We start from the raw sequence: 18,816 nt of genomic DNA on the forward strand, positions 1-18,816 counted from the left end.
GCATGCGCGAGTGGCGGAATTGGCAGACGCGCTGGATTTAGGTTCCAGTGTCTACGGACGTGCGGGTTCAAGTCCCGCCTCGCGCACAGCGTTGCCGGAGCACTCCGGGTTCTGGAGCAATCCAGGACTGGGAGTGATCTGGCATTACTCCCACGTATATGGACGCTCAAGCAGAATATCGGGGCTTTTCGCCGTATACGTGAGACTTCTGCCGGAACTGGTCAGATCTCGACCATCCGATGCTCCTTCGCGGGCGACCTGCGCCCACGAATCGCGATCAGTTCCCGCGCGTGCAGGTCCAACGCGACATCCTTTGGCAACTGCGGTGCCCACGGGGTGACGTCGGTGGCGTCGCCTGCCGCATCCAGCGCGGCGAGAACCGTGAGACTGTAGGCGGCCAGACGCCTGGTGTGCGACCCTTCACGCGGCCAGTGCGTATACACGTGCACAGCGACGTGCATCGTCTGACGACCGGTGTGAATGAGGCGGGCGGTCACGTCGACGACCTGACCGATGTGGATCGGCCGATAGAAGCGAACTCCACCCATGTATACAGTCACCGCTTCCCCCGACCACCAACGCACCGCACACAGGTAGGCGGCGTCGTCGATCCACCCCATGACGCGGCCGCCGTGCGCTTTGCCACCCCAATTGATGTCGGTGGGCGCCGCCAGAAAGCGGGTCGATGCTTCGAGTGCGGCCGTCGCGCCGGAGTAGTCGGCGTCGGCCATCGCCGTAGTGATCTTGCTGCGGATGTCCGACCGTTCGAGCGCGAACATCTCGCGGGCGACGTCGTCCGCGCGCATCGGAACCCATTGCCGCACAGGAGTGGGCGTACCGTCCTCGTCCACGGCAACAAAGACCAGCAGACATCGACTCGCCTGGGTGAACGTGCCGACCCGCGGATCGGCGGACCGCACCTCGCATTCGATGTGCATGCTCGTGCGACCGGTGTGGATGAGAGTTGCGATCACCTCGACGAGGTCGCCGGACGCGATGTCCCGCCCGAAGCTGATGTTCCCGACGTAAGCGGTGACGCTGTATCCGCCCGACCACGCGGCCGCGCACGCGTAGGCGGCTTTGTCGACCCATTCGAGAATCCGGCCGCCGCGGACACCGCCGCCGATGGTCGCCACATCTGTCGGCGCGGCCATGAACCGCAAGGTGATCTGTCGATCGTTCATCATCGCTGTTCCTTCAGTCGGTTGGAACGATCCTGGCGGTGGCGATGAACGCACTGGTCGTCGGGGTGCGGGCGCGAGAATTCGGTGATCTGCCAGTAACACCGATGTCACCGTGCGGCACGTGCCCGACAGGGCGTCCGACGTCTCGGAATAAAATTCGAAGCGGCCAATTCTAATGCACGACCAGAAATTGACTTCACCAACACTCACTGCCGAGAGTGGACGTGTCATCCGGAGAGGTTCTCGCGGGTGGGAAGGTATTTGTGCAGCGTAGAAAAAGGATTGCGATCATTGGCGCGGGGCCGAGTGGAATGGCCGCCCTGCGCGCTTTCAAGTCGGCAGAGAGCGACGGCGCCGAGACCCCCGACATCGTCTGTTACGAGAAGCAGGACGACTGGGGCGGGCAGTGGAACTTCACGTGGCGGGCAGGAACCGACCACTACGGTGAGCCAGTGCATTCGAGCATGTACCGCAACCTGTGGTCCAACGGACCGAAGGAAGCCCTCGAGTTCGCCGAGTACACGTTCGACGAGCATTTCGGCCGCCCGATCTCGTCCTACCCGCCCCGTGAAGTGTTGTGGGACTACATTGACGGTCGGGCCTCACAGTCCGGGGTGAAGGACAAAGTCTTGTTCGCGCACGCGGTCCGCTGGACCGAGTTCGACGACGAGACGCAGACGTTCACGCTCACCGTCGACGATCTGCGGAACAAGAAGACGCTCACCGAGGTGTTCGACGAGATCATCGTCTCCACCGGACACTTCTCGTTCCCGAACGTGCCCGATTTCGACGGCATCGAGACATTCCCCGGCGAAGTAATCCACGCCCACGAGTTCCGCGGAGCAGAACGATTCGCCGGCCAACGACTGCTCCTGATCGGCGGCTCCTATTCGGCCGAGGACATCGGCATCCAGTCGCACAAGATGGGCGCCCGGCAGGTCACCATGAGCTACCGGTCCGCGCCGCAGGGCTTCGCATGGCCCGAAGGCGTCGACGAGGCCCCCCAGGTCACCCGATTCGACGGCGCGGTCGCGACGTTCGTCGACGGCACATCGCGCGAGTTCGACGCGGTGGTCCTGTGCACCGGCTATCTGCACCACTACCCGTTTCTGCCGCACGACGCGCAGATCGATTCGCCGAACAACCTATACCCGAACGGTCTGTACCGCGGGGTGACGTGGCAGGCGAACCCGAAGATTCACTACTTGGGCGCCCAGGACCAGTGGTTCACGTTCAACATGTTCGACGCACAGGCATGGTTCGTCCGCGACCTGATCCTCGGCCGCATCGAACTTCCCGACGCCGCCGCCCGGCAGGCGCATATCGACGTGTGGCTCGACACGTACGGCAAGGTCGACGACGATCCGGCGGCTGTCCGCTTTCAGGCCGACTACATCCGGGATCTGATCAACCAGACCGACTATCCGATGTTCGATCTCGACGAGGTCGTCGATACCTTCCTGGCCTGGAAGACGGACAAGAAGACGAATATCCTCACCTACCGTGACCAGGCGTACCGGTCGGTGATGACCGGCACGATGGCGACGATCCACCACACCGCGTGGCTCGCTGAACTCGACGACTCTCGTGAGCGGTACCTGTCGGCCCAGCCGACAGCCGATGAAGCCCGGGGTGCCGCGGAACCCGCCTGATCGTCGGGCGGACGAGCGACGACTCGCACTCGAGACTCTCGCGTCTTAGCTCTGTCTGCGCACCAGCTCCGCGATCCACACCGGAGCGTAGGGAGACGTGCAGCCCGGCGACGTCGGGTAGTCCTTCAAGACTTCGAGTCGTTCACCGATCTCGACCGCGCGCTCGCGCAGTTCCGGGTGGCCGATGCCGATCTGGGCGAGCGTCGTGTTCATCGCCCACTGCAACCGGTCCGGCGCGTCCTTCATCTGCGCATCGATGGCGTCGAGGAGCCCGGACAGGTCGAGTCCGTCCGCGTCCGAAATCACGCGATCGGCGGTCAACGACCACCCGGCAGCCGCGACGATCGGGTCGGAGTCGGCGGTCCACGCGGTCCGCAGTTCTTCGCGATGCGGACTCTTCTTGACGACGTACCCGACGAACCAGTCCTGGATTTTCGGCGTCCGAACGTCGCGCAGCATCGCGTCGAGGTCGTCTGCGGAGTACTCCTTCGGCTTGCAGATCAACAACGACAGCAGGCGGGCGGCGGTGTCGCCCGTCGCCCACAGTTCGACGGCGACGGGCTGCTGAGTCTTCAATCGTTTGGCGATGCCGCGCAGCACCGACAGCTTCACTCCGTGGTTGTCGCCGTGCCGCTCGTTGACGACGCGCGTCTTCGGATCGTCGCTCTCGGCCAGTTCGGCCAGCAGGTCGGCCACCTTCGCAGTCATTGCTCCACCCTACGAAACAAGGCTCACACCTCCGGCTGCGACACAATTGCGACACTCCGGGTACCTGGCGCCGCGATTCTGTGACCGTCGTCGGGCACGGTGGTCCTATGTCCGAAACCGCTTCTCACCGCGTTGGCACCTTCGCTGGCGCCATCGCCGCCTTCGCGCTTCTCGCCGGAACGTTCGGCCTGTTCGTCATGTCGTATCCCGGTCAAGCCTCTGACGAGCAGACAATGCAGTCCTGGGCCGCCCGCTTCGGGAGCGACGTCCCGACCAGCGGGTGGCTCGGCGATCACCAGTCGGCGGTGCTCGCGGGAATCGGCGCTGTGGTCGCCGTCGTCTGCGCGGTCCGACGCTCCCCGCGCCTCGCCGCTCACACGGCGATCCTGGTCCTGGGCGCCGTCGCGATAGCGGTCTTCCTCAAGGACGGCTTGCAGCGGCCGGCGCTGGGTATTGGCTCCCTGACCAACTCGTTCCCGTCGAACACGGTCGCCGCGTTCGCCGCGGCGGCGTTCGCGCTGATCGCCGTCAGCACCGAACGTGCGCGCTGGGTGGTCTCCGCCATTGCTCTCGCCGGAGCAGCGATCGTGTCGGTCGCGGTTGTCGGCCTGCAATGGCATCGCCCATCCGACGTGATTGCCGGCTGGCTGGTCGCGGCCGCTGCCGCGTTCGCGGCCGAATGCATCCTGCCGGTGCGGGGGCACTCTGTGCGAGACTTGCGAGAATGACCCGACTGCTGCTGATCGAGGACGATCCCCACATCGTCGAGGCGCTCAAGATGAGTCTTGAACGCCTCGACTATGTGGTCACGTCGATCGCATCCGATCCCGGCGATTCGCTACCGACGCTACTGTCGTCCATCGACGCCGTGATCCTCGACATCGGGCTCCCCGGCTCCGACGGCTTCAGTGTGTGCCGCGCCATCCGCGCAATCAGGGACGTTCCGGTAATCATGTTGACCGCACGGTCGGACGACATCGACATGGTCGCCGGCCTCGAAGCAGGTGCTGACGACTATGTGGTGAAACCGGTCAGCCCACGTGTCCTCGACGCCCGGATCAAGGCAAACGTACGCCGCGTGAGTGCTGTCGAACCCGATTCGTCACCTAGTCCCGACGTCATCGCGGTCGGCGGCCTCGCCGTCGACCGAACGGCCGTCCAAGTGTCGCGCGACGGCGTGCCTATCGCGCTCAGCCCCACGGAGACGCGTCTGGTCTTCGCATTCGCCGACCACCCGGGCCAAGTCCTGTCGCGGGACCAGCTCCTCGAAATGGCGTGGGATCACACGTACCTGGGCGACTCTCGGCTCGTCGACAACGCGATCCAACGACTCCGCGCCAAGATCGATCCCGAGGGCGTGAGTCTCATCGAGACCGTCCGCGGCTTTGGCTATCGCTTCGTTCCGTGATCTCCGCTGCGGCCGAGCCCACGCGTGTTGCTAGCGGCGGTCGACGTCGTATGCGTCGAGCGGGCGCTGTGAGCCAGGCCGCTTCGCCATGCCAGGTACCGTGGAGGTCGTGACCGAGGCAGCATCCCCCATCCAGAAGCGACATCGTCCCGCGCTGATCGCACTGGTCGTCGTCGCGGCGGTCGCGTGTCTCGCGCTCGCGTGGTGGCAGTGGAGTCGCTTCGAATCGTCGTCTGGCACCTTCCAGAATCTCGGGTACGCCCTGCAGTGGCCGGCTTTCGCCATCGCTGTGCTGTATGCGTACCGACGATTCGTGGTGATGGAGGGCGACCCGGACGCTGTCGTCGACAAGACCTCTAAACGCGGCCCTTCCGAGATCCCGGATGGCATTCTGCCCGAACGGCCCAGTGCCGCCGACCCGACCGTCGCCGTACTCGACGCCGAACCGGACGACCAACTGGCCGAGTACAACCGGTACCTCGCCGGACTCAACGACCGGCGCGACGACGCCTGACTGCACTGAAGGACGACACGTGACCGAGAAGAACACCCCGACCGCTGGCGGGTCCGCAGCCACCACCGCCGCGACACTAGGCCCCGTGGCACGTGCGAGAGTCAAGTCGGCGCTTCTGCGTTACCGGATCCTCGCCTGGGTCACGGGCGTCTGGCTACTCCTCCTCGTCGCCGAGGTGATCAGCAAGTACGGGTTCGACGTCGACGGCTTCGGCTGGGTCGGCATCGCCCACGGCTGGATCTATTTCATCTACTTGATCATGACGGTCGATCTCAGCATCAAGGCGCGGTGGCCGATCGGGAAGCTGGTCACGACTGCCGTCGCCGGGACCATCCCGTTCCTGTCGTTCTACTTCGAACACATCCGCGCCCGCGAAGTGAAACAGGAGTTCGACGTCTGACCTCAGGCTTTCGCCAGGTCGGCCAGCGCGGGCAGCAGTTGTTCCAACGCCTTGTGCCGATGGCTGAGCGCGTCCTTCTCGGCGGGATTCAACTCGCCTGCGGTGCGCCCGGCGGCCGACTCGTCGTCCGGCAGGAATAACGGGTCGTAGCCGAAGCCGCCCGAGCCACGCCGCTCCCGCACGATCTGACCGCGCCACTCGCCGCGAACCACGGTCTCGCGTCCGTCAGGCAGCACGAGAGCGCAGACGGACACGAACGCCGCTCCGCGTCGCTGGATCGGGATGTCCGAGAGCTGGGCCAGAAGCAGTTTGTTGTTGCCCTCGTCCCGTGTAGCGCTGTCGCCTTTGCCACCGCTCCACCGCGCCGAGAGGATGCCCGGCATTCCGTTCAGCGCGTCGACGGCGATGCCCGAGTCGTCGGCAAGGGACGCGAGGCCGGTACGCGCCACGGCTTCCCTCGCTTTGAGGAGCGCGTTCTCCTCGAACGTCGCGCCGTCCTCGACGGGTTCGGGATACGGGTCGACGTCCCCGAGTCCGAGCACATCGAGCCCGGTGATCTCGGCACCGTCCACCATGCGTCGAAGTTCGGCGAGCTTCTTGGCGTTGCCCGATGCGAGCAGGACGCGTGAACTCACTTCGATGGCGTGGGCAGAACGCCCGGGTACGGCTCCGCGAGCGACGCGCGCTGAGCTTCGACGAGCTGCTCGATGCCCGCGGTCGCGACGTCGAGCATCGCGTCGAGCGTGCGACGGGGGAAGGTCGCGCCTTCGCCGGTGCCCTGGACCTCGACGAGGGTGCCCGCGTCGGTAGCGACTACGTTCATGTCGACCTCGGCGCGTGAATCCTCCTCGTACGGGAGGTCGAGACGGACGCGGCCGTCGACCACGCCGACGCTGATGGCGGCGATGACGCACGACAGCGGCTGCGGGTCGTTGAGCTTGCCCGCGGCGCCGAGCCAGGTGACGGCGTCGGCGAGGGCGACGTACGCCCCGGTGATGGCCGCCGTGCGGGTGCCGCCGTCGGCTTGAAGGACGTCACAGTCGACGGCGATGGTGTTCTCACCGAGTGCGGCGAGGTCGATGCAGGCTCGCAGCGACCGCCCGACGAGTCGGCTGATCTCGTGGGTGCGTCCGCCGATCTTTCCGCGCACCGATTCACGCTTGTTTCGCTCGTGGGTCGCCGCGGGGAGCATCGAATACTCGGCCGTCAGCCAACCGAGCCCGGAGCCGCGCCGCCAGGACGGGACCCCCTCGGTGACCGACGCGGTGCACATGACACGCGTGTTCCCAAACTCCACTAGGACCGATCCCGCCGGATGCGAAGTGAATCCGCGGGTGAACTTGATGGGGCGCAACTCGTTGTCGGCCCTGCCGTCTTCTCGTGTGCTCACGGTCGCGATTCTATCCGGACCACGCAGGCACACAGTTCGGGCTCTCGGAATTGTCAGACGCCCTCTCTATAATCGAACACATAAACGATCTACTAATTCGGTTGATCACTTACACACAAGGGCAGCGCCTGGCGGTCAGCATGAATGCCACACTCATCGCCCCGAGCGCACCGTCCGGCCGGTTCAGCTCGAGCGGTTCGTACCGGATCGACGGTGACGATCTCACCGTCGAGCTGCAGTTGCCTACCACCGTGTGCGGCGATCTGATCGCTTTCGCAGGCGAGGCCGCGGCGTGCGAGGGCACGCTCACCTGGTACCGCTACCGCGCGCTGCACGCCGCGTACGAGGGACGCCTCGCCGATCCCGCCTACTGCGAGGATTCCGAATACGACCGCGTGTGTAATCCGTTCACGCAGGTCGCCGCGGCGTACGCCGTCGTCGCCCACGTCGGGCGTCGCGCGGCCGAGGGATTCCTCGATCGCGCACTCACGTGCTTCGATCGGATCCCGGCGATCGGACGCGTGATGCGCGATGGCCTGATGTCCCCGTACGCCTTCGCTCAGGCCGTGCTGGAGACCGCGAACGTCGTCGACGAGGAACTGCTCGCCGCGATCGACGCGGACGCCGCTCTGCGTCTGCGCGAGATCGGCGGGCTGTCCGTTCCGCGTGTGGCCAAAACCGTGCGCGCGGCGGTCGTCGCGTTCGATCCCGATGCAGCGCACGAGGCACGGGAGTCGACGAAGGCCAGCAAGCAAGTCATCGTCGCACCGCTCGACGCCGACCTCTCCCAGATGATCGTCACCGCATCCGCGGAGGACGCAGCACTGTCGTTCGAGTCGATCAACGCCGTGATCTCCGGAGTCTGCGAGCACGATCCTCGCTCGGTTGCGCACCGCCGGTCCGATGCCGCGCTCGCCCGCCTCAACGGCACCGCGTTCACCTGCGCATGTGGTCGGACCGACTGCATGGCCGAACTCTCGGATCACGCTGTCGCGGAACGCTGCGCGAATGTCGTCCTGCACGTCGTCTGCCGCAAAGAGATCCTCGACGGCTCCGACGATTCGCCCGCCTACCTGGACGGGTTCGGCCCGATCTCGGCCGAGCACGCCCGGGACATCGCGGGCCGCGCCGACGCCGCCCGGCGCGAAGTCGACCTCGACGACGTCGCGGCTCACCCGCACCAGACGGGCAACCGGTACCGCCCGACCGCCGCGTGCGACACGGTGATCCGCGGCGTGTTCGGGGCGTGCTCGTGGCCCGGATGCGATCGCCCGGCCTGGAAGTCCGACCTCGACCACGTCTGCGAGTTCAACCACGACTCCCCCGCTGACGGTGGCGCAACCTGCCCGTGCAATCTCAATCCGAAGTGCCGCTTTCACCACCTGATCAAGACTTTCGGTGACGGCTGGATCGACAGCCAATTCGTCGATGCGAACGGCGTCGTCTGGACCGAGGTCACCACACCGGACGGATACACGGTGCGCCAGCAGGCCCTGAACAATTGGTTGATACCCGAGCTCGGGCACATGCAGTGCAGGCACGGCCCGCAGAGCTCGCCCGGGATCATCGATCCGGCCGATGAGCCGCGCAGGACGCTCACCCGCACGGAGGCCAAGCACCGGGCCCGTGCACATCAGCGGGCCGTGAATCGTCGTGCTCGCCTCGCCGCCGAGGCCGCGTCCGACGCGTACTGGGGTGAGCCCTCGTTCTGAGTGCGCCGACTACCGGAAGCCAGCTTCGAGGAGGGCCGCCTGATCTGCGAGCGCGATCGCGAGCCCGCCTGCCGTCGTCGGATGCAGAGGCGCCGCGCCGTCGATCGACTGCACGAACGGGGCGGGTGAGCACACTCCGTGCCCGGCGAACGAGGGCTGTGCCGTGAGGAACGACGATGCCCGCGCACCTTCAGCCAGGACGTCGTTCATCGACTGCAGCCATCCACGCAGGATCTCCTCCTTCTCCTGCGTGATGCCGAGGTCACGGACGCAGCCGTTGTCGCCCGACAGCGGGTCGTAGTACTGGTTGATCACCACTGTCGGCGGATCCGGCAGCGCCCTCAACTGGGTGAGCAGCATCAGGTAGTCGCTGGTGAACACGCTGAGCTGCTGCCGGAAGTACGCGTCCGTCGCCGCGCCTCCGCATTCCGGGAGCGTCGCGCACAGGCCGATCATCTGCGACCACCGGACGTCGTTCGCACCGATGCTGACGATCAGCGCGCTCGGAGCCGCGGCCAGTGCTCGCGCCAACTGCGGGGCCACCGTCGTATCACCGCGGTCCTGGTCTCCGAGCAATCCGGACCGGATCGTCGCACTGCTGCAGGCCAGGTTCTCGACGTCCCACGTCGTGGATCGATCGAGTGCCGCAGCGAACGATCCGCTCGTGCGTTCACACGCGGTGTCCTCCGTCGTCGGATCGGCGATCGGCGGATTGCCGATCCCCGCCGCCGTCGAATCGCCGATCACCACGACCTTTCCGGCCCGGCCGGTGGGGACGTCGCGGGGCGCGGCCGACGCGATCGGAGCAGCTCCGACGAGACCGGCCAGGGAGTCGATGCCGCGCAACTGCTCGGCCGTGGAGAATGCCGTCGACACGAACGCACCGAGGTTGACTGCCACGGCGGCCACCACTCCAACGACGATGAAGGCGACCGACGCCCTACCTGATCGACGTTTCCAGCCGGCGACCGCACCGAGCAGGAGTATCGCAACAGCGGCGACGATGAGGACCTGGATGATCAGATAGTCGCGCCACCCCGAGACGAGTGCGTCTGTCAGCTCCTGCTGCGCGGCTGTCCGCGCCGAGGCGTCGCCGTTCGGCCCCGCGAGATCGGTGAGCTCATCGGTGAGTTGCAGATCGGTCAACTCCAGGCGCGGTCTGATCGGCCCGGAGAACTCGATGGTGGTCGGCAGCTCTTGACCGAACAGATCGACCTGGCCCGGCCCCTTCCAGGACAGTCCGCTCCACGATAGGGACGGAGCCGTCGCACCGACGCGGACGGTCTGCCCGACCGCGTGCACCGTCTGCATCGGCGTCACCCACAGGGCGACGACGATCGCGATGGCGGTCGCGACGACGATCAGGAGCCCGTCGATCAATCGCTTGGCCATACCTCGAGCATGTCACGCCGAGATTGTCGCCGAACGACCGTCCACGCCCTGGGCATCAGATTCTGCTCAGGACCCAACCGTTAGCGGGAGTCGCCACCCAGGGCACCATCAGCCGCACTTGGGGCGTAGTCCCAAGCGCCTCACATCGGCGGGCGAACCTCGATGATCTGCCCCTGGTGGACCAACTGCAGCGGCCCCGGATATGCGGCCGACGCCTCGTCCAAAATGGCATCAGCGTCGCTCCACGGGACGACGTGGGTCAATGCCAGCGAGCGGGCCGAGGCTCGCGCGGCGACCTGCCCCGCCTCGGTCCCGGACAGATGCAACCCTTCGGGCCGCACGCCAGGCTCGTGCGTCCACGACGCCTCACACAAGAAAAGGTCGGACTCGTGTGCGAGATCGACCACCTCGTCACACACGCCGGTATCGCCGCTGTAGGCGAACACTGCGCCGTCCGGCCCGGTGACGCGTAGACCGTACGTACTCGGCGGGTGGTCGACCTTGAACGGCTCGATGTGCAGACCGTGAATGTCGACGGCCTCCCGGTCGACCCATTCACGGACTTCGTACGTGTCGGATATGTCGTCGACCTGCCCTGGATACTCCGACGCCCCAGCGCCGATCCGCACCGCGGTGCCCGTCGGACCGAACAGAAGCGATCGCTCGGTCGCCTTCTCCGGCGACCAGCGACGCCACACAAGCATCGCAGGCATATCCATACAGTGATCGGCGTGCAGATGACTCAGCAGGACGGCGACCCGATTGGGATCGGCGTGCTGCAACAGTTCACCGAATACCCCGTGCCCGCAGTCGATCAGCACGGGCTGGTGACCGTCGGCCTGAAGCAGATATCCCGAGCACGCGGCACCGGGGCCGTTCACGCTCCCTGAACATCCGAGCACCGTCAATCGCATATCGCCCACTTTGCCATGCGCAACTCGGAATCAAGCATCGAACGGGGCGCGGGTGATCGACCGATTCCAGCCGCACTCGAAGCGAGACACATCACACAAGGCTCATCAGAAGTGCGTCACATGGTTGATCTGCGGACCGAGGAAGCGCTTCGACAACTTCGTGAACTGCTCCGGATCGCCCGTCGCAGAGAACAACCGGTGGGCTTCACGACCATTGTGCGGATTGAGTGATTCCTGTTCGGTCAACACTCGGAACGTGTCCTTCGCTGTCTCCTCAGCACTCGACACGAGAGTCACTTCGTCGCCCATCACCAACTGGATGACGCCCGAGAGCAACGGGTAGTGAGTGCAGCCCAGGACAACCGTGTCTACGCTCGCCTCTTGCAGCGGCTCCAGATACCCCTGGGCCAGTTGCAGGATCTGGCGGCCGCTCGTCACACCGCGTTCGACGAAGTCGACGAACCGCGGGCAGGCGACGGCGGTGATCTCCATGTCGCGGGCAGCCGCGAACGAGTCCTGGTAGGCGCGCGAGGCGATGGTCGCCTCCGTCCCGAGGACGCCGATTTTGCCGTTGCGGGTCGTCGCGACGGCACGTCGGACGGCGGGAAGGATCACTTCGATCACCGGGATAGGTGCGTACCGCTCCCGTGCGTCGCGGAGCATCGCGGCCGACGCGGTATTGCAGGCGATCACGATCGCCTTGACATCACGCCGCATCAATTCATCGCCGATCGACAGCGCGTGCCCCCGGATCTCCGGAATCGTCAACGGCCCGTACGGTCCGTTCGCCGTATCGCCGATGTAGACGATGTCCTCGTCGGGCAGCAGATCGATCACGGCGCGCGCGACGGTGAGGCCGCCGACGCCGGAGTCGAAGATCCCGATGGGTCCGTGGTTCAGGACAGTCCTCCCAATTCGATGGCTTTCGGGCCTGCGGACGGCTTGCCGGAAGCCGACTTCGCGATCATCCACGCCGCGAGGACGCCGCCGACCGCCCCGAACAGGTGTCCCTGCCAGGACACGCCAGACGTGCCCGGCAATGCACCCCACAGGATGCCGCCGTAGACGACCAAGATGACGAGGCCGCCGAGCACCTGCCAGACGTCACGATTGAACAGGCCGCGCACAATCAAGAACGTCAACCATCCGAAGACGATTCCCGAGGCGCCGATAGTGATCGACATCGACGGAGACGTCAACCACACACCGAGCCCGGACACCACCCATACGACGGCGGTCACCAACAGCGCCCGGCCGCTCAACAGGACAAAGAACCCGAGTACCAGCCCCGGGATGAGATTCGAGATCAGATGAGCGAAGTCCGCGTGCAGGAACGGCGCCCAGATGATCCCCGGTAGACCCGACCACGTGCGCGGCACTATGCCGTGCGTGTCGAGCCGACCGTCCATCACGACGTCGAGGAGTTCGACGGCGAACTGGACCGCCGTAACGACCGCCAGGATGATGATGATCCGCAGCCAGCGGTCCCATCGGTTCGACTCCGCTCGACCACCAGAGGTGGGTTCAGCGAACGGATCCGGCAAGTTCGTTGTCACTTGTCTCCGGCCCCGAAGGCGAAGCCGCCCGCAAACGCTGATGCGACGACGTCGCGGTACGACGGAATGCCCGCCACCGTGCGCGCGGTAACGACGGCCGCGACGATGGCCCGTTGGACGACCGTTGCGGATGCCTCGGCCAGTGCGGCGACGACGGCAATGTCCGATTCCATGCCGGGTGGGATCTCGACGGCGGCGTCCGGGTCGGCGACGCGTGCACCGGTCGCGACCGCGAACAACGTATCGCCGTCGAGCGGCGAATGCGCAGGTCGGACGGCACGGGCGATCCCGTCGTGCCCGGACATCGCGAGCCGCCGCACGGCGGGCACCGACAACGTCGCATCGGTGGCGACGACTCCGATCGTGGTGTTCAAGACGGTGCCCTTCGCGTCGAGCGCGCGTAGCCGCGTCAGCTCGGCGACAGCGGGCCGCCGGAGTCCGTGGTGGGCGAGATCCTCGGCGCCCCACGGCAGCCCCGTCTGCGGGTCGACTACTTGGCCGACCGGGTTCGCGACGACGAGCGCGCCGACAGTCAGCCCGCGTGCGGGCCCGTCGGTCACCGTGATCGACGCTGTCCCCACGCCGCCTTTGAGCACCCCGGCTCGAGCACCCGCACCCGCGCCGACGGAGCCGACCGCGAACTCGGTCCCGGCCGCTGCGAGCGCACGCTCACCGAACTGCGCGTCCGGTCGGTTCTCCCAACCGCCTACCGGCAGATCGAAGATGACGGCTGCGGGCACGATCGGCACCACGTGACCTTGACGGTCCATCGGCAGCCCGATGCCCGCGGATTCGAGACCGCGCATCACACCGTCCGCCGTGGACAGTCCGTACGCGCTGCCGCCGGTCAATACGACAGCGTCGGCGCCGCGCACACTGTTGCCCGGCTCGAGCAGATCGGTCTCCCGCGTGCCAGGCCCACCGCCACGCACGTCGACGGCGGTCGTCGCTCCGCTGGGGACAGTGATCACGGTGGCGCCGGTCGCCCAGCCTGAACCCTGCTCGGTAGCCGTGCCGACCACGACGGTGTCGTCGATCAGGTGGTGGTGTCCGACGCCGACCCCGGCGACGTCGGTGATCCGGTTCCCCGGTTGGGCGACGACTAACCGATCCGTCATTCCAGGACGTCCCAGTCCGACTGCGTCCACTCGTCTGCCATCAGCGCTTCGACGAGCAGCCCCTGCACCACCGACAGCCAGTCGTAGACGTCACGGTGCGCAGCCTGCGGATGATCGGGCGGCAGTCGCATCGGCTCGTCGTCGATACCGAGCATCGCACCGAGCGCCAACCGCACATCGGTGAGCGCAGAGAGCCACCGCGCGGCTTCTGCTTCGGTCAACCGGATGTCGCCACCATCGGCAGGCAGGGTGTCGAGAACGGTGCGGGCCGCGTCGAGCTTGGCGTCGATGATGTGTGGTTCGTTGACGCTTCGCAATCCGCCATTCAGGTCCGAGGCCACCGATGCTGCGGTGAGCTCGTCCTCCTGGTCGGGGCGGTGGAAGTCGGGCAGAAGACGACCGAGCGTCACGTCTTCCGGTGCGCGCGAATGGCCGGTGGCGATACCGGTGAGCGCCGACAGCTCATCGGTCGGCGCCGAGTCGCCGCGTTCGACGAGCAACTCGGAGATCGACTCGACCATGGAGGCGAGCAGTTGACACTCGTAACTCTCCAGGTTCGAGCAGATCCGTACCTGTGTACCGGCACCTGTCCGACGCCACGTCCTCATCGGGTTCGCCTCACGAGTCGTGCTGCATCGTCGCCCACAGACCGGCCGCATGCAGCTTGCGGACATCGATCTCGACTTTGGTGCGGTCGCCCGAGGAGACGACCGCCTTGCCCTCGTTGTGCACTTGCATCATGAGTTCGCGTGCTCGCGCCTCCGAATATCCGAACAGCTTCTGAAAGATGTACGCCACGTAGTTCATGAGGTTCACCGGGTCGTCCCACACCACGGTGACCCACGGACGATCCGTCTCGACCTCGGGTTCTGCCACCGCGGTGCCGGTGCTCGTGCCCGGCGTCGACTCATCGCGCACCATGAGTAATAGGGTAGCGAATGTGACCGGTACCGCGCTGCTGACAGACCAGTACGAACTGACCATGATCTCCGCCGCCATCAAGGCCGGGCGCGTAGACCGTCGGTGCGTGTTCGAAGTGTTCGCCCGTCGACTCCCCGACGGCCGGAGGTACGGCGTCGTCGCCGGCACCGGTCGGGTCCTGGAAGCCCTCGAGCAGTTCCGCTTCTCCGGCGACGAGATCTCCGCGCTGCGTGGCATCGTCGACGAGCCGACCCTCGATTGGTTGGCCGAGTACCGGTTCTCCGGCGACATCGACGGGTATCGGGAGGGCGAACTCTACTTCCCCGGCTCCCCCATCATGACCGTGCGCGGCGGCTTCGCCGAAGGCGTCGTCCTGGAGACGGTGATCCTGTCGATCCTCAACCACGACAGTGCGATCGCATCGGCAGCCGCCCGTATGGTGAGCGCGGCCGCCGGTCGACCGATCATCGAGATGGGCTCGCGACGAACCCACGAGCGCGCCGCTGTCGCGTCCGCACGCGCCGCCTACCTCGCGGGTCTGACGGCCACCAGCAACCTGGAGGCGTACCGCACGTACGGGGTGCCGAGCGCGGGCACCGCGGCGCATGCGTTCACGTTGTCGTTCGCGACCGCCGACGGCAACGACGAGAAGGCCGCCTTCGCCGCGCAGATTGATGCACTCGGCACCGCGACAACACTGCTCGTCGACACCTACGACATCCGGCAGGGCGTGGAGAACGCGATCGCCGTCGCGGGACCCGAACTCGGCGGGGTCCGTATCGACTCCGGCGACCTCGGCGTTCTCGCACGTCAGGTCCGCGCACAGCTCGACGGCCTGGGCGCCACCTCCACCCGGATCGTCGTCTCCGGCGACCTCGACGAGTACGCGATCGCTTCGCTGCGGGCCGAACCCGTCGACACCTATGGGGTCGGCACGGCGCTCGTCACCGGCAGCGGCGCACCGACCGCGGGCATGGTCTACAAGCTCGTCGAAGTGGACGGCGTTCCAGTGGCGAAACGCTCGAGTCGTAAGGAGAGCCACGGCGGCGCCAAGCGTGCGCTCCGCGCCGCCCGCGACACCGGCACGATCGTCGAGGAGATCGTGGTGACCGGCGCCGGTATGGCGGGCGACGGACCGATCGACGGACTCGGTAGCCTCGACGTCCGAGACCTCCAGATCCCGTTGGTGCGTGGTGGCCGCGTCGTCGACGACGTGCCGACACTCACCGACGCCCGCGAGCATCTCGCGCGCGGCCTCGTCTCCTTGCCGTGGGAGGGGCTGGGCCTGAGCCATGGCGATCCCGCCGTCGGTACCCGATACGTCACGCGACCGGAGAAGTAGATGTCCGCCAACCGAGCCCTGATCGTCGTCGACGTGCAGAACGACTTCTGTGAGGGAGGAGCCCTCGCTGTCGTGGGCGGCGCTGCTGTCGCAGCCGGTGTCAACACGATCACCGATGACTATTCGACCGTCGTCGCCACCCGCGACTACCACATCGATCCAGGCCCGCACTTCTCCGACGACCCGGACTACGTCGACTCGTGGCCACCGCATTGCGTGGCGCACACCGACGGTGTCGGCTTCCATCCGACCCTGAACACCGAACCGTTCCAGGCAGTCTTCGACAAGGGCGCGTACTCGGCCGCCTACTCCGGATTCGAGGGGGCCGACGCCGACGGGACAACGCTCGCGGACTGGTTGAGCGACCGCGAGATCAAAGCCGTCGACGTCGTCGGCATCGCGACCGATCACTGTGTGCGGGCCACCGCCGTCGACGCGGCGCGACTCGGCCTGCACACGCGCGTCCTGCTCGACTTCACCGCGGCCGTCGCCGAAGCCACCACCAAGACGGCCCTGCACGAACTCCGGGAGGCTGGCGTCGAAGTAACCGGGACGCTGCTGCACACCGGCGCGCCCGCCGCGTGAGCGTTCCCGAGGTCCCCGATCTTCTCGACCACGCGGTCACCGCATTGGGCGGCGCGCGACGCGACGGCCAGTTGACGATGGCGACCGCGGTCGCCTCAGCGATCGACGACGGCGAACACCTTGCCGTGCAGGCGGGGACGGGCACCGGTAAATCGTTGGCGTACCTGGTCCCTGCCGTCCGGCACGCCGTCGAATCGAACGAGACCGTGGTCGTGTCGACGGCGACCATCGCACTGCAACGCCAGTTGACCGAACGCGACCTGCCGCGTCTGGCGTCGGCGTTGACCGAACCGATCGGTCGCGAACCTAAGTTCGCGATCCTCAAGGGCCGCGCCAACTATCTGTGCTTGAACAAAGTGCACACGGGTGTCGCGGACGAACCCGACACTGAACTGTTCGACGCCTTCGAGTTGTCGCGAACCGGGCGCGAAGTGACACGCCTACGCGAGTGGACCTCCGACACCGAGACTGGCGACCGCGACGACCTGCCACAAGGCGTCTCGGACCGGTCGTGGCGTCAAGTGAGCGTCTCGTCCCGAGAGTGCCTCGGCGCCAACGTCTGCCCGTACGGCGAAGACTGCTTCGCCGAGATCGCGCGGCGCAAGGCCGGCGCATCAGACGTGATCGTCACCAACCACGCGATGCTCGCGATCGATGCGATGAGTCCCGCGACGATCCTGCCCGAACACAAGGTGGTGGTGATCGACGAGGCACACGAGCTGGTCGACCGCATCACGTCGGTGACCACCGAAGAGATCTCCGCCGCGGGCGTCACCCTCGTGGCTCGACGTCTTGGCAAACTCATCTCCGACGAGACGGCCGACGCGCTCGTCGGCGCGGGTGAACAACTCGGTCTCCTGCTGGAGGATTCGCAGAACGGCGAGTGGACGCGCCTGCCGAACGGCGCGGGCGAAATCCTCGCGTCCCTGCGCGACCGGCTGTGGAACGCGCGCAGCGAGATCGGACCCGCCAAACCGGGCACTGACCCGGATGCCGCGGCCGCCCGGCAGATGGCGATGTCATCGACCGACTCGCTCCACGACAGCGTCGTCCGTGCTCTCACCGTGTTCGGCGAGGCCGACATCACCAAACGGTTCGACGTCGTCTGGAAGTCGGTCGACGACTTTCGCAACAACACGCGTCACACGCTGCGGATCGCCCCGCTGTCGGTGGCCGGCCTGCTGCGGACGTCTCTGTTCACCGATTCAACGGTCATCCTCACCTCGGCGACGTTGACGCTCGGCGGCAACTTCGACGCGCTCGCCCGCACCTGGGGACTGCCGCCGCAAGGTGGGTCTAAGGGCGACGGGGGGTCTAAGGGCGACGGGGTGAAGGGAGATGTGAAGGGCGCCGGCTGGCGTGGGCTCGACGCAGGCTCACCGTTCGACTTCCCGAAGGCGGCGATCCTGTACGTCGCCGACCGTCTGCCGCCGCCCGGCCGCGACGGCATCGCCTCGGCGACCCTCGACCAGATGGTCGAGATGATGACCGCCGCGGGCGGACGGACCCTCGGCCTGTTCTCGTCGATGCGTGCCGCGAAGGAGGCCGCCGAGAAGCTGCGCGAACGCGTCGACTTCCCGATCCTGTGCCAGGGCGACGACGCCACGTCGACGTTGATCCGGAAATTCGCCGACGATGAGCCGACGTGCCTGTTCGGCACACTGTCCCTGTGGCAGGGCGTCGACGTTCCCGGGCCGTCGCTGCAGTTGGTGATGATCGACCGCATCCCGTTCCCGCGGCCCGACGATCCCCTACTGTCGGCCCGCCAACGCGACGTAGACGCCAGGGGCGGTAACGGATTTCTCACCGTGTCGGCGAATCACGCCGCTCTGCTGCTGGCGCAGGGCGCGGGCCGGCTCCTGCGGTCCACCACCGACCGCGGCGTTGTCGCCGTCCTCGATCCCCGGCTCGCCACTGCCCGCTACGGCGGATACCTGATGGCGGGGCTGCCACCGTTCTGGAGGACGCGCGAGAAGAAGGCCGTCATCGCCGCGCTCCGCCGGTTGACCGCGGGTTAACC

Annotated in this window: 20 protein-coding genes and 1 tRNA gene; 10 read left to right on the forward strand and 11 right to left on the reverse strand. The window is 66.6% G+C overall.

Translation table 11 applies throughout. The annotated features are described in order from the left end of the window. Positions 1–4 precede the first annotated feature (4 nt). A tRNA-Leu gene (locus MP11Mi_RS00575) sits at positions 5–86 on the forward strand. A 135-nt stretch (positions 87–221) separates the two neighbouring features. Here the strand turns inward: MP11Mi_RS00575 and MP11Mi_RS00580 are convergent. Next, the gene (locus tag MP11Mi_RS00580) at positions 222–1,187 is read right to left on the reverse strand and encodes an acyl-CoA thioesterase (protein WP_420040398.1); all 966 of its coding nucleotides are present in this window, start codon (positions 1,185–1,187) and stop codon (positions 222–224) included. Between the two features lie 260 nt (positions 1,188–1,447). Here MP11Mi_RS00580 and MP11Mi_RS00585 point away from each other — a divergent pair, with 260 nt between their 5' ends. Further along, on the forward strand, positions 1,448–2,836 hold the full coding sequence (locus MP11Mi_RS00585) for an NAD(P)/FAD-dependent oxidoreductase (RefSeq protein ID WP_420040399.1): 1,389 nt from the start codon (positions 1,448–1,450) through the stop codon (positions 2,834–2,836). Between the two features lie 45 nt (positions 2,837–2,881). Here MP11Mi_RS00585 and MP11Mi_RS00590 read toward each other — a convergent pair whose 3' ends face one another. Next, a complete protein-coding gene (locus tag MP11Mi_RS00590) occupies positions 2,882–3,544 on the reverse strand; it encodes a DNA alkylation repair protein (protein WP_420040400.1) in 663 nt (220 codons plus the stop codon). A 107-nt stretch (positions 3,545–3,651) separates the two neighbouring features. Here MP11Mi_RS00590 and MP11Mi_RS00595 point away from each other — a divergent pair, with 107 nt between their 5' ends. The 4 genes from MP11Mi_RS00595 to MP11Mi_RS00610 all read left to right on the forward strand — a co-directional run bounded on the left by MP11Mi_RS00595 (position 3,652) and on the right by MP11Mi_RS00610 (position 5,866). Then, positions 3,652–4,272, forward strand: coding sequence for a phosphatase PAP2 family protein (locus MP11Mi_RS00595; protein ID WP_420040401.1), 621 nt, complete (start codon positions 3,652–3,654; stop codon positions 4,270–4,272). Beyond that, positions 4,269–4,952 carry a response regulator transcription factor gene (locus MP11Mi_RS00600; protein ID WP_420040402.1) on the forward strand — a complete coding sequence of 228 codons (684 nt, stop codon included), beginning with the start codon at positions 4,269–4,271 and terminating at the stop codon, positions 4,950–4,952. The genes MP11Mi_RS00595 and MP11Mi_RS00600 overlap by 4 nt, the downstream gene beginning before the upstream one ends. 109 nt (positions 4,953–5,061) lie before the next feature. Next, positions 5,062–5,466: a transcriptional regulator gene (locus tag MP11Mi_RS00605; RefSeq protein ID WP_420040403.1), complete on the forward strand. Its 405-nt coding sequence runs from the start codon at positions 5,062–5,064 to the stop codon at positions 5,464–5,466. Positions 5,467–5,551: 85 nt separating this feature from the next. Next, positions 5,552–5,866 (forward strand): DUF3817 domain-containing protein, encoded by a 315-nt coding sequence (locus MP11Mi_RS00610; protein WP_420042158.1) that lies wholly within the window; start codon positions 5,552–5,554, stop codon positions 5,864–5,866. A gap of 2 nt (positions 5,867–5,868) precedes the next feature. On the opposite strand, the gene rdgB is transcribed toward MP11Mi_RS00610, so the two are convergent. Next, entirely contained in the window at positions 5,869–6,501 is a 633-nt protein-coding gene (rdgB, locus tag MP11Mi_RS00615) for an RdgB/HAM1 family non-canonical purine NTP pyrophosphatase (RefSeq protein ID WP_420040404.1), read from the reverse strand. Continuing rightward, a complete protein-coding gene (gene rph / locus MP11Mi_RS00620) occupies positions 6,498–7,256 on the reverse strand; it encodes a ribonuclease PH (protein ID WP_420040405.1) in 759 nt (252 codons plus the stop codon). The genes rdgB and rph overlap by 4 nt, the downstream gene beginning before the upstream one ends. Positions 7,257–7,396: 140 nt before the next feature. Between rph and MP11Mi_RS00625 the strand changes: the two genes are divergently transcribed. Then, on the forward strand, positions 7,397–8,968 hold the full coding sequence (locus MP11Mi_RS00625; RefSeq protein ID WP_420040406.1) for an HNH endonuclease signature motif containing protein: 1,572 nt from the start codon (positions 7,397–7,399) through the stop codon (positions 8,966–8,968). Between the two features lie 9 nt (positions 8,969–8,977). On the opposite strand, the gene MP11Mi_RS00630 is transcribed toward MP11Mi_RS00625, so the two are convergent. The 7 genes from MP11Mi_RS00630 to clpS all read right to left on the reverse strand — a co-directional run bounded on the left by MP11Mi_RS00630 (position 8,978) and on the right by clpS (position 14,869). Then, entirely contained in the window at positions 8,978–10,360 is a 1,383-nt protein-coding gene (locus MP11Mi_RS00630) for a GDSL-type esterase/lipase family protein (protein WP_420040407.1), read from the reverse strand. 140 nt (positions 10,361–10,500) lie between these two features. Beyond that, complete coding sequence (locus MP11Mi_RS00635) at positions 10,501–11,274, reverse strand: cyclic nucleotide-degrading phosphodiesterase (RefSeq protein ID WP_420040408.1); 774 nt, start codon at positions 11,272–11,274, stop codon at positions 10,501–10,503. A gap of 105 nt (positions 11,275–11,379) precedes the next feature. Continuing rightward, the gene (gene murI / locus MP11Mi_RS00640) at positions 11,380–12,189 is read right to left on the reverse strand and encodes a glutamate racemase (protein WP_420042159.1); all 810 of its coding nucleotides are present in this window, start codon (positions 12,187–12,189) and stop codon (positions 11,380–11,382) included. Beyond that, entirely contained in the window at positions 12,171–12,752 is a 582-nt protein-coding gene (locus MP11Mi_RS00645) for a rhomboid family intramembrane serine protease (RefSeq protein ID WP_420712892.1), read from the reverse strand. The genes murI and MP11Mi_RS00645 overlap by 19 nt, the downstream gene beginning before the upstream one ends. 74 nt (positions 12,753–12,826) lie before the next feature. After that, complete coding sequence (locus tag MP11Mi_RS00650; RefSeq protein WP_420040409.1) at positions 12,827–13,948, reverse strand: P1 family peptidase; 1,122 nt, start codon at positions 13,946–13,948, stop codon at positions 12,827–12,829. Further along, entirely contained in the window at positions 13,945–14,556 is a 612-nt protein-coding gene (gene aosR, locus MP11Mi_RS00655) for an oxidative stress transcriptional regulator AosR (RefSeq protein WP_420040410.1), read from the reverse strand. Before aosR ends, MP11Mi_RS00650 begins: the two co-directional genes overlap by 4 nt. Before the next feature lie 10 nt (positions 14,557–14,566). Then, positions 14,567–14,869: an ATP-dependent Clp protease adapter ClpS gene (clpS, locus tag MP11Mi_RS00660; RefSeq protein ID WP_420040411.1), complete on the reverse strand. Its 303-nt coding sequence runs from the start codon at positions 14,867–14,869 to the stop codon at positions 14,567–14,569. A 19-nt stretch (positions 14,870–14,888) separates the two neighbouring features. On the opposite strand from clpS, the gene MP11Mi_RS00665 reads away from it, so the two are divergent. From MP11Mi_RS00665 to MP11Mi_RS00675, 3 genes are read left to right on the forward strand one after another with little or no spacing between them, the layout of a single operon-like run. Then, positions 14,889–16,211 (forward strand): nicotinate phosphoribosyltransferase, encoded by a 1,323-nt coding sequence (locus MP11Mi_RS00665; RefSeq protein ID WP_420712818.1) that lies wholly within the window; start codon positions 14,889–14,891, stop codon positions 16,209–16,211. Beyond that, positions 16,212–16,796 (forward strand): isochorismatase family protein, encoded by a 585-nt coding sequence (locus tag MP11Mi_RS00670; protein ID WP_420040413.1) that lies wholly within the window; start codon positions 16,212–16,214, stop codon positions 16,794–16,796. Beyond that, positions 16,793–18,814 carry an ATP-dependent DNA helicase gene (locus tag MP11Mi_RS00675; RefSeq protein ID WP_420040414.1) on the forward strand — a complete coding sequence of 674 codons (2,022 nt, stop codon included), beginning with the start codon at positions 16,793–16,795 and terminating at the stop codon, positions 18,812–18,814. Before MP11Mi_RS00670 ends, MP11Mi_RS00675 begins: the two co-directional genes overlap by 4 nt. Positions 18,815–18,816 lie beyond the last annotated feature (2 nt).

This window comes from Gordonia abscondita, assembly GCF_032711245.1.
GTDB lineage: Bacteria > Actinomycetota > Actinomycetes > Mycobacteriales > Mycobacteriaceae > Gordonia.

What these genes read in the sequence shown, in the direction of transcription:
- MP11Mi_RS00580 (WP_420040398.1), bottom strand. Translation starts at nt 1,187, where the DNA reads ATGATGAACGATCGACAGATCACCTTGCGGTTCATGGCCGCGCCGACA.
- MP11Mi_RS00590 (WP_420040400.1), bottom strand. Translation starts at nt 3,544, where the DNA reads ATGACTGCGAAGGTGGCCGACCTGCTGGCCGAACTGGCCGAGAGCGAC.
- MP11Mi_RS00595 (WP_420040401.1), top strand. Translation starts at nt 3,652, where the DNA reads ATGTCCGAAACCGCTTCTCACCGCGTTGGCACCTTCGCTGGCGCCATC.
- MP11Mi_RS00600 (WP_420040402.1), top strand. Translation starts at nt 4,269, where the DNA reads ATGACCCGACTGCTGCTGATCGAGGACGATCCCCACATCGTCGAGGCG.
- MP11Mi_RS00625 (WP_420040406.1), top strand. Translation starts at nt 7,397, where the DNA reads ATGAATGCCACACTCATCGCCCCGAGCGCACCGTCCGGCCGGTTCAGC.
- MP11Mi_RS00630 (WP_420040407.1), bottom strand. Translation starts at nt 10,360, where the DNA reads ATGGCCAAGCGATTGATCGACGGGCTCCTGATCGTCGTCGCGACCGCC.
- MP11Mi_RS00635 (WP_420040408.1), bottom strand. Translation starts at nt 11,274, where the DNA reads ATGCGATTGACGGTGCTCGGATGTTCAGGGAGCGTGAACGGCCCCGGT.
- MP11Mi_RS00650 (WP_420040409.1), bottom strand. Translation starts at nt 13,948, where the DNA reads ATGACGGATCGGTTAGTCGTCGCCCAACCGGGGAACCGGATCACCGAC.
- aosR (WP_420040410.1), bottom strand. Translation starts at nt 14,556, where the DNA reads ATGAGGACGTGGCGTCGGACAGGTGCCGGTACACAGGTACGGATCTGC.
- clpS (WP_420040411.1), bottom strand. Translation starts at nt 14,869, where the DNA reads ATGGTGCGCGATGAGTCGACGCCGGGCACGAGCACCGGCACCGCGGTG.
- MP11Mi_RS00670 (WP_420040413.1), top strand. Translation starts at nt 16,212, where the DNA reads ATGTCCGCCAACCGAGCCCTGATCGTCGTCGACGTGCAGAACGACTTC.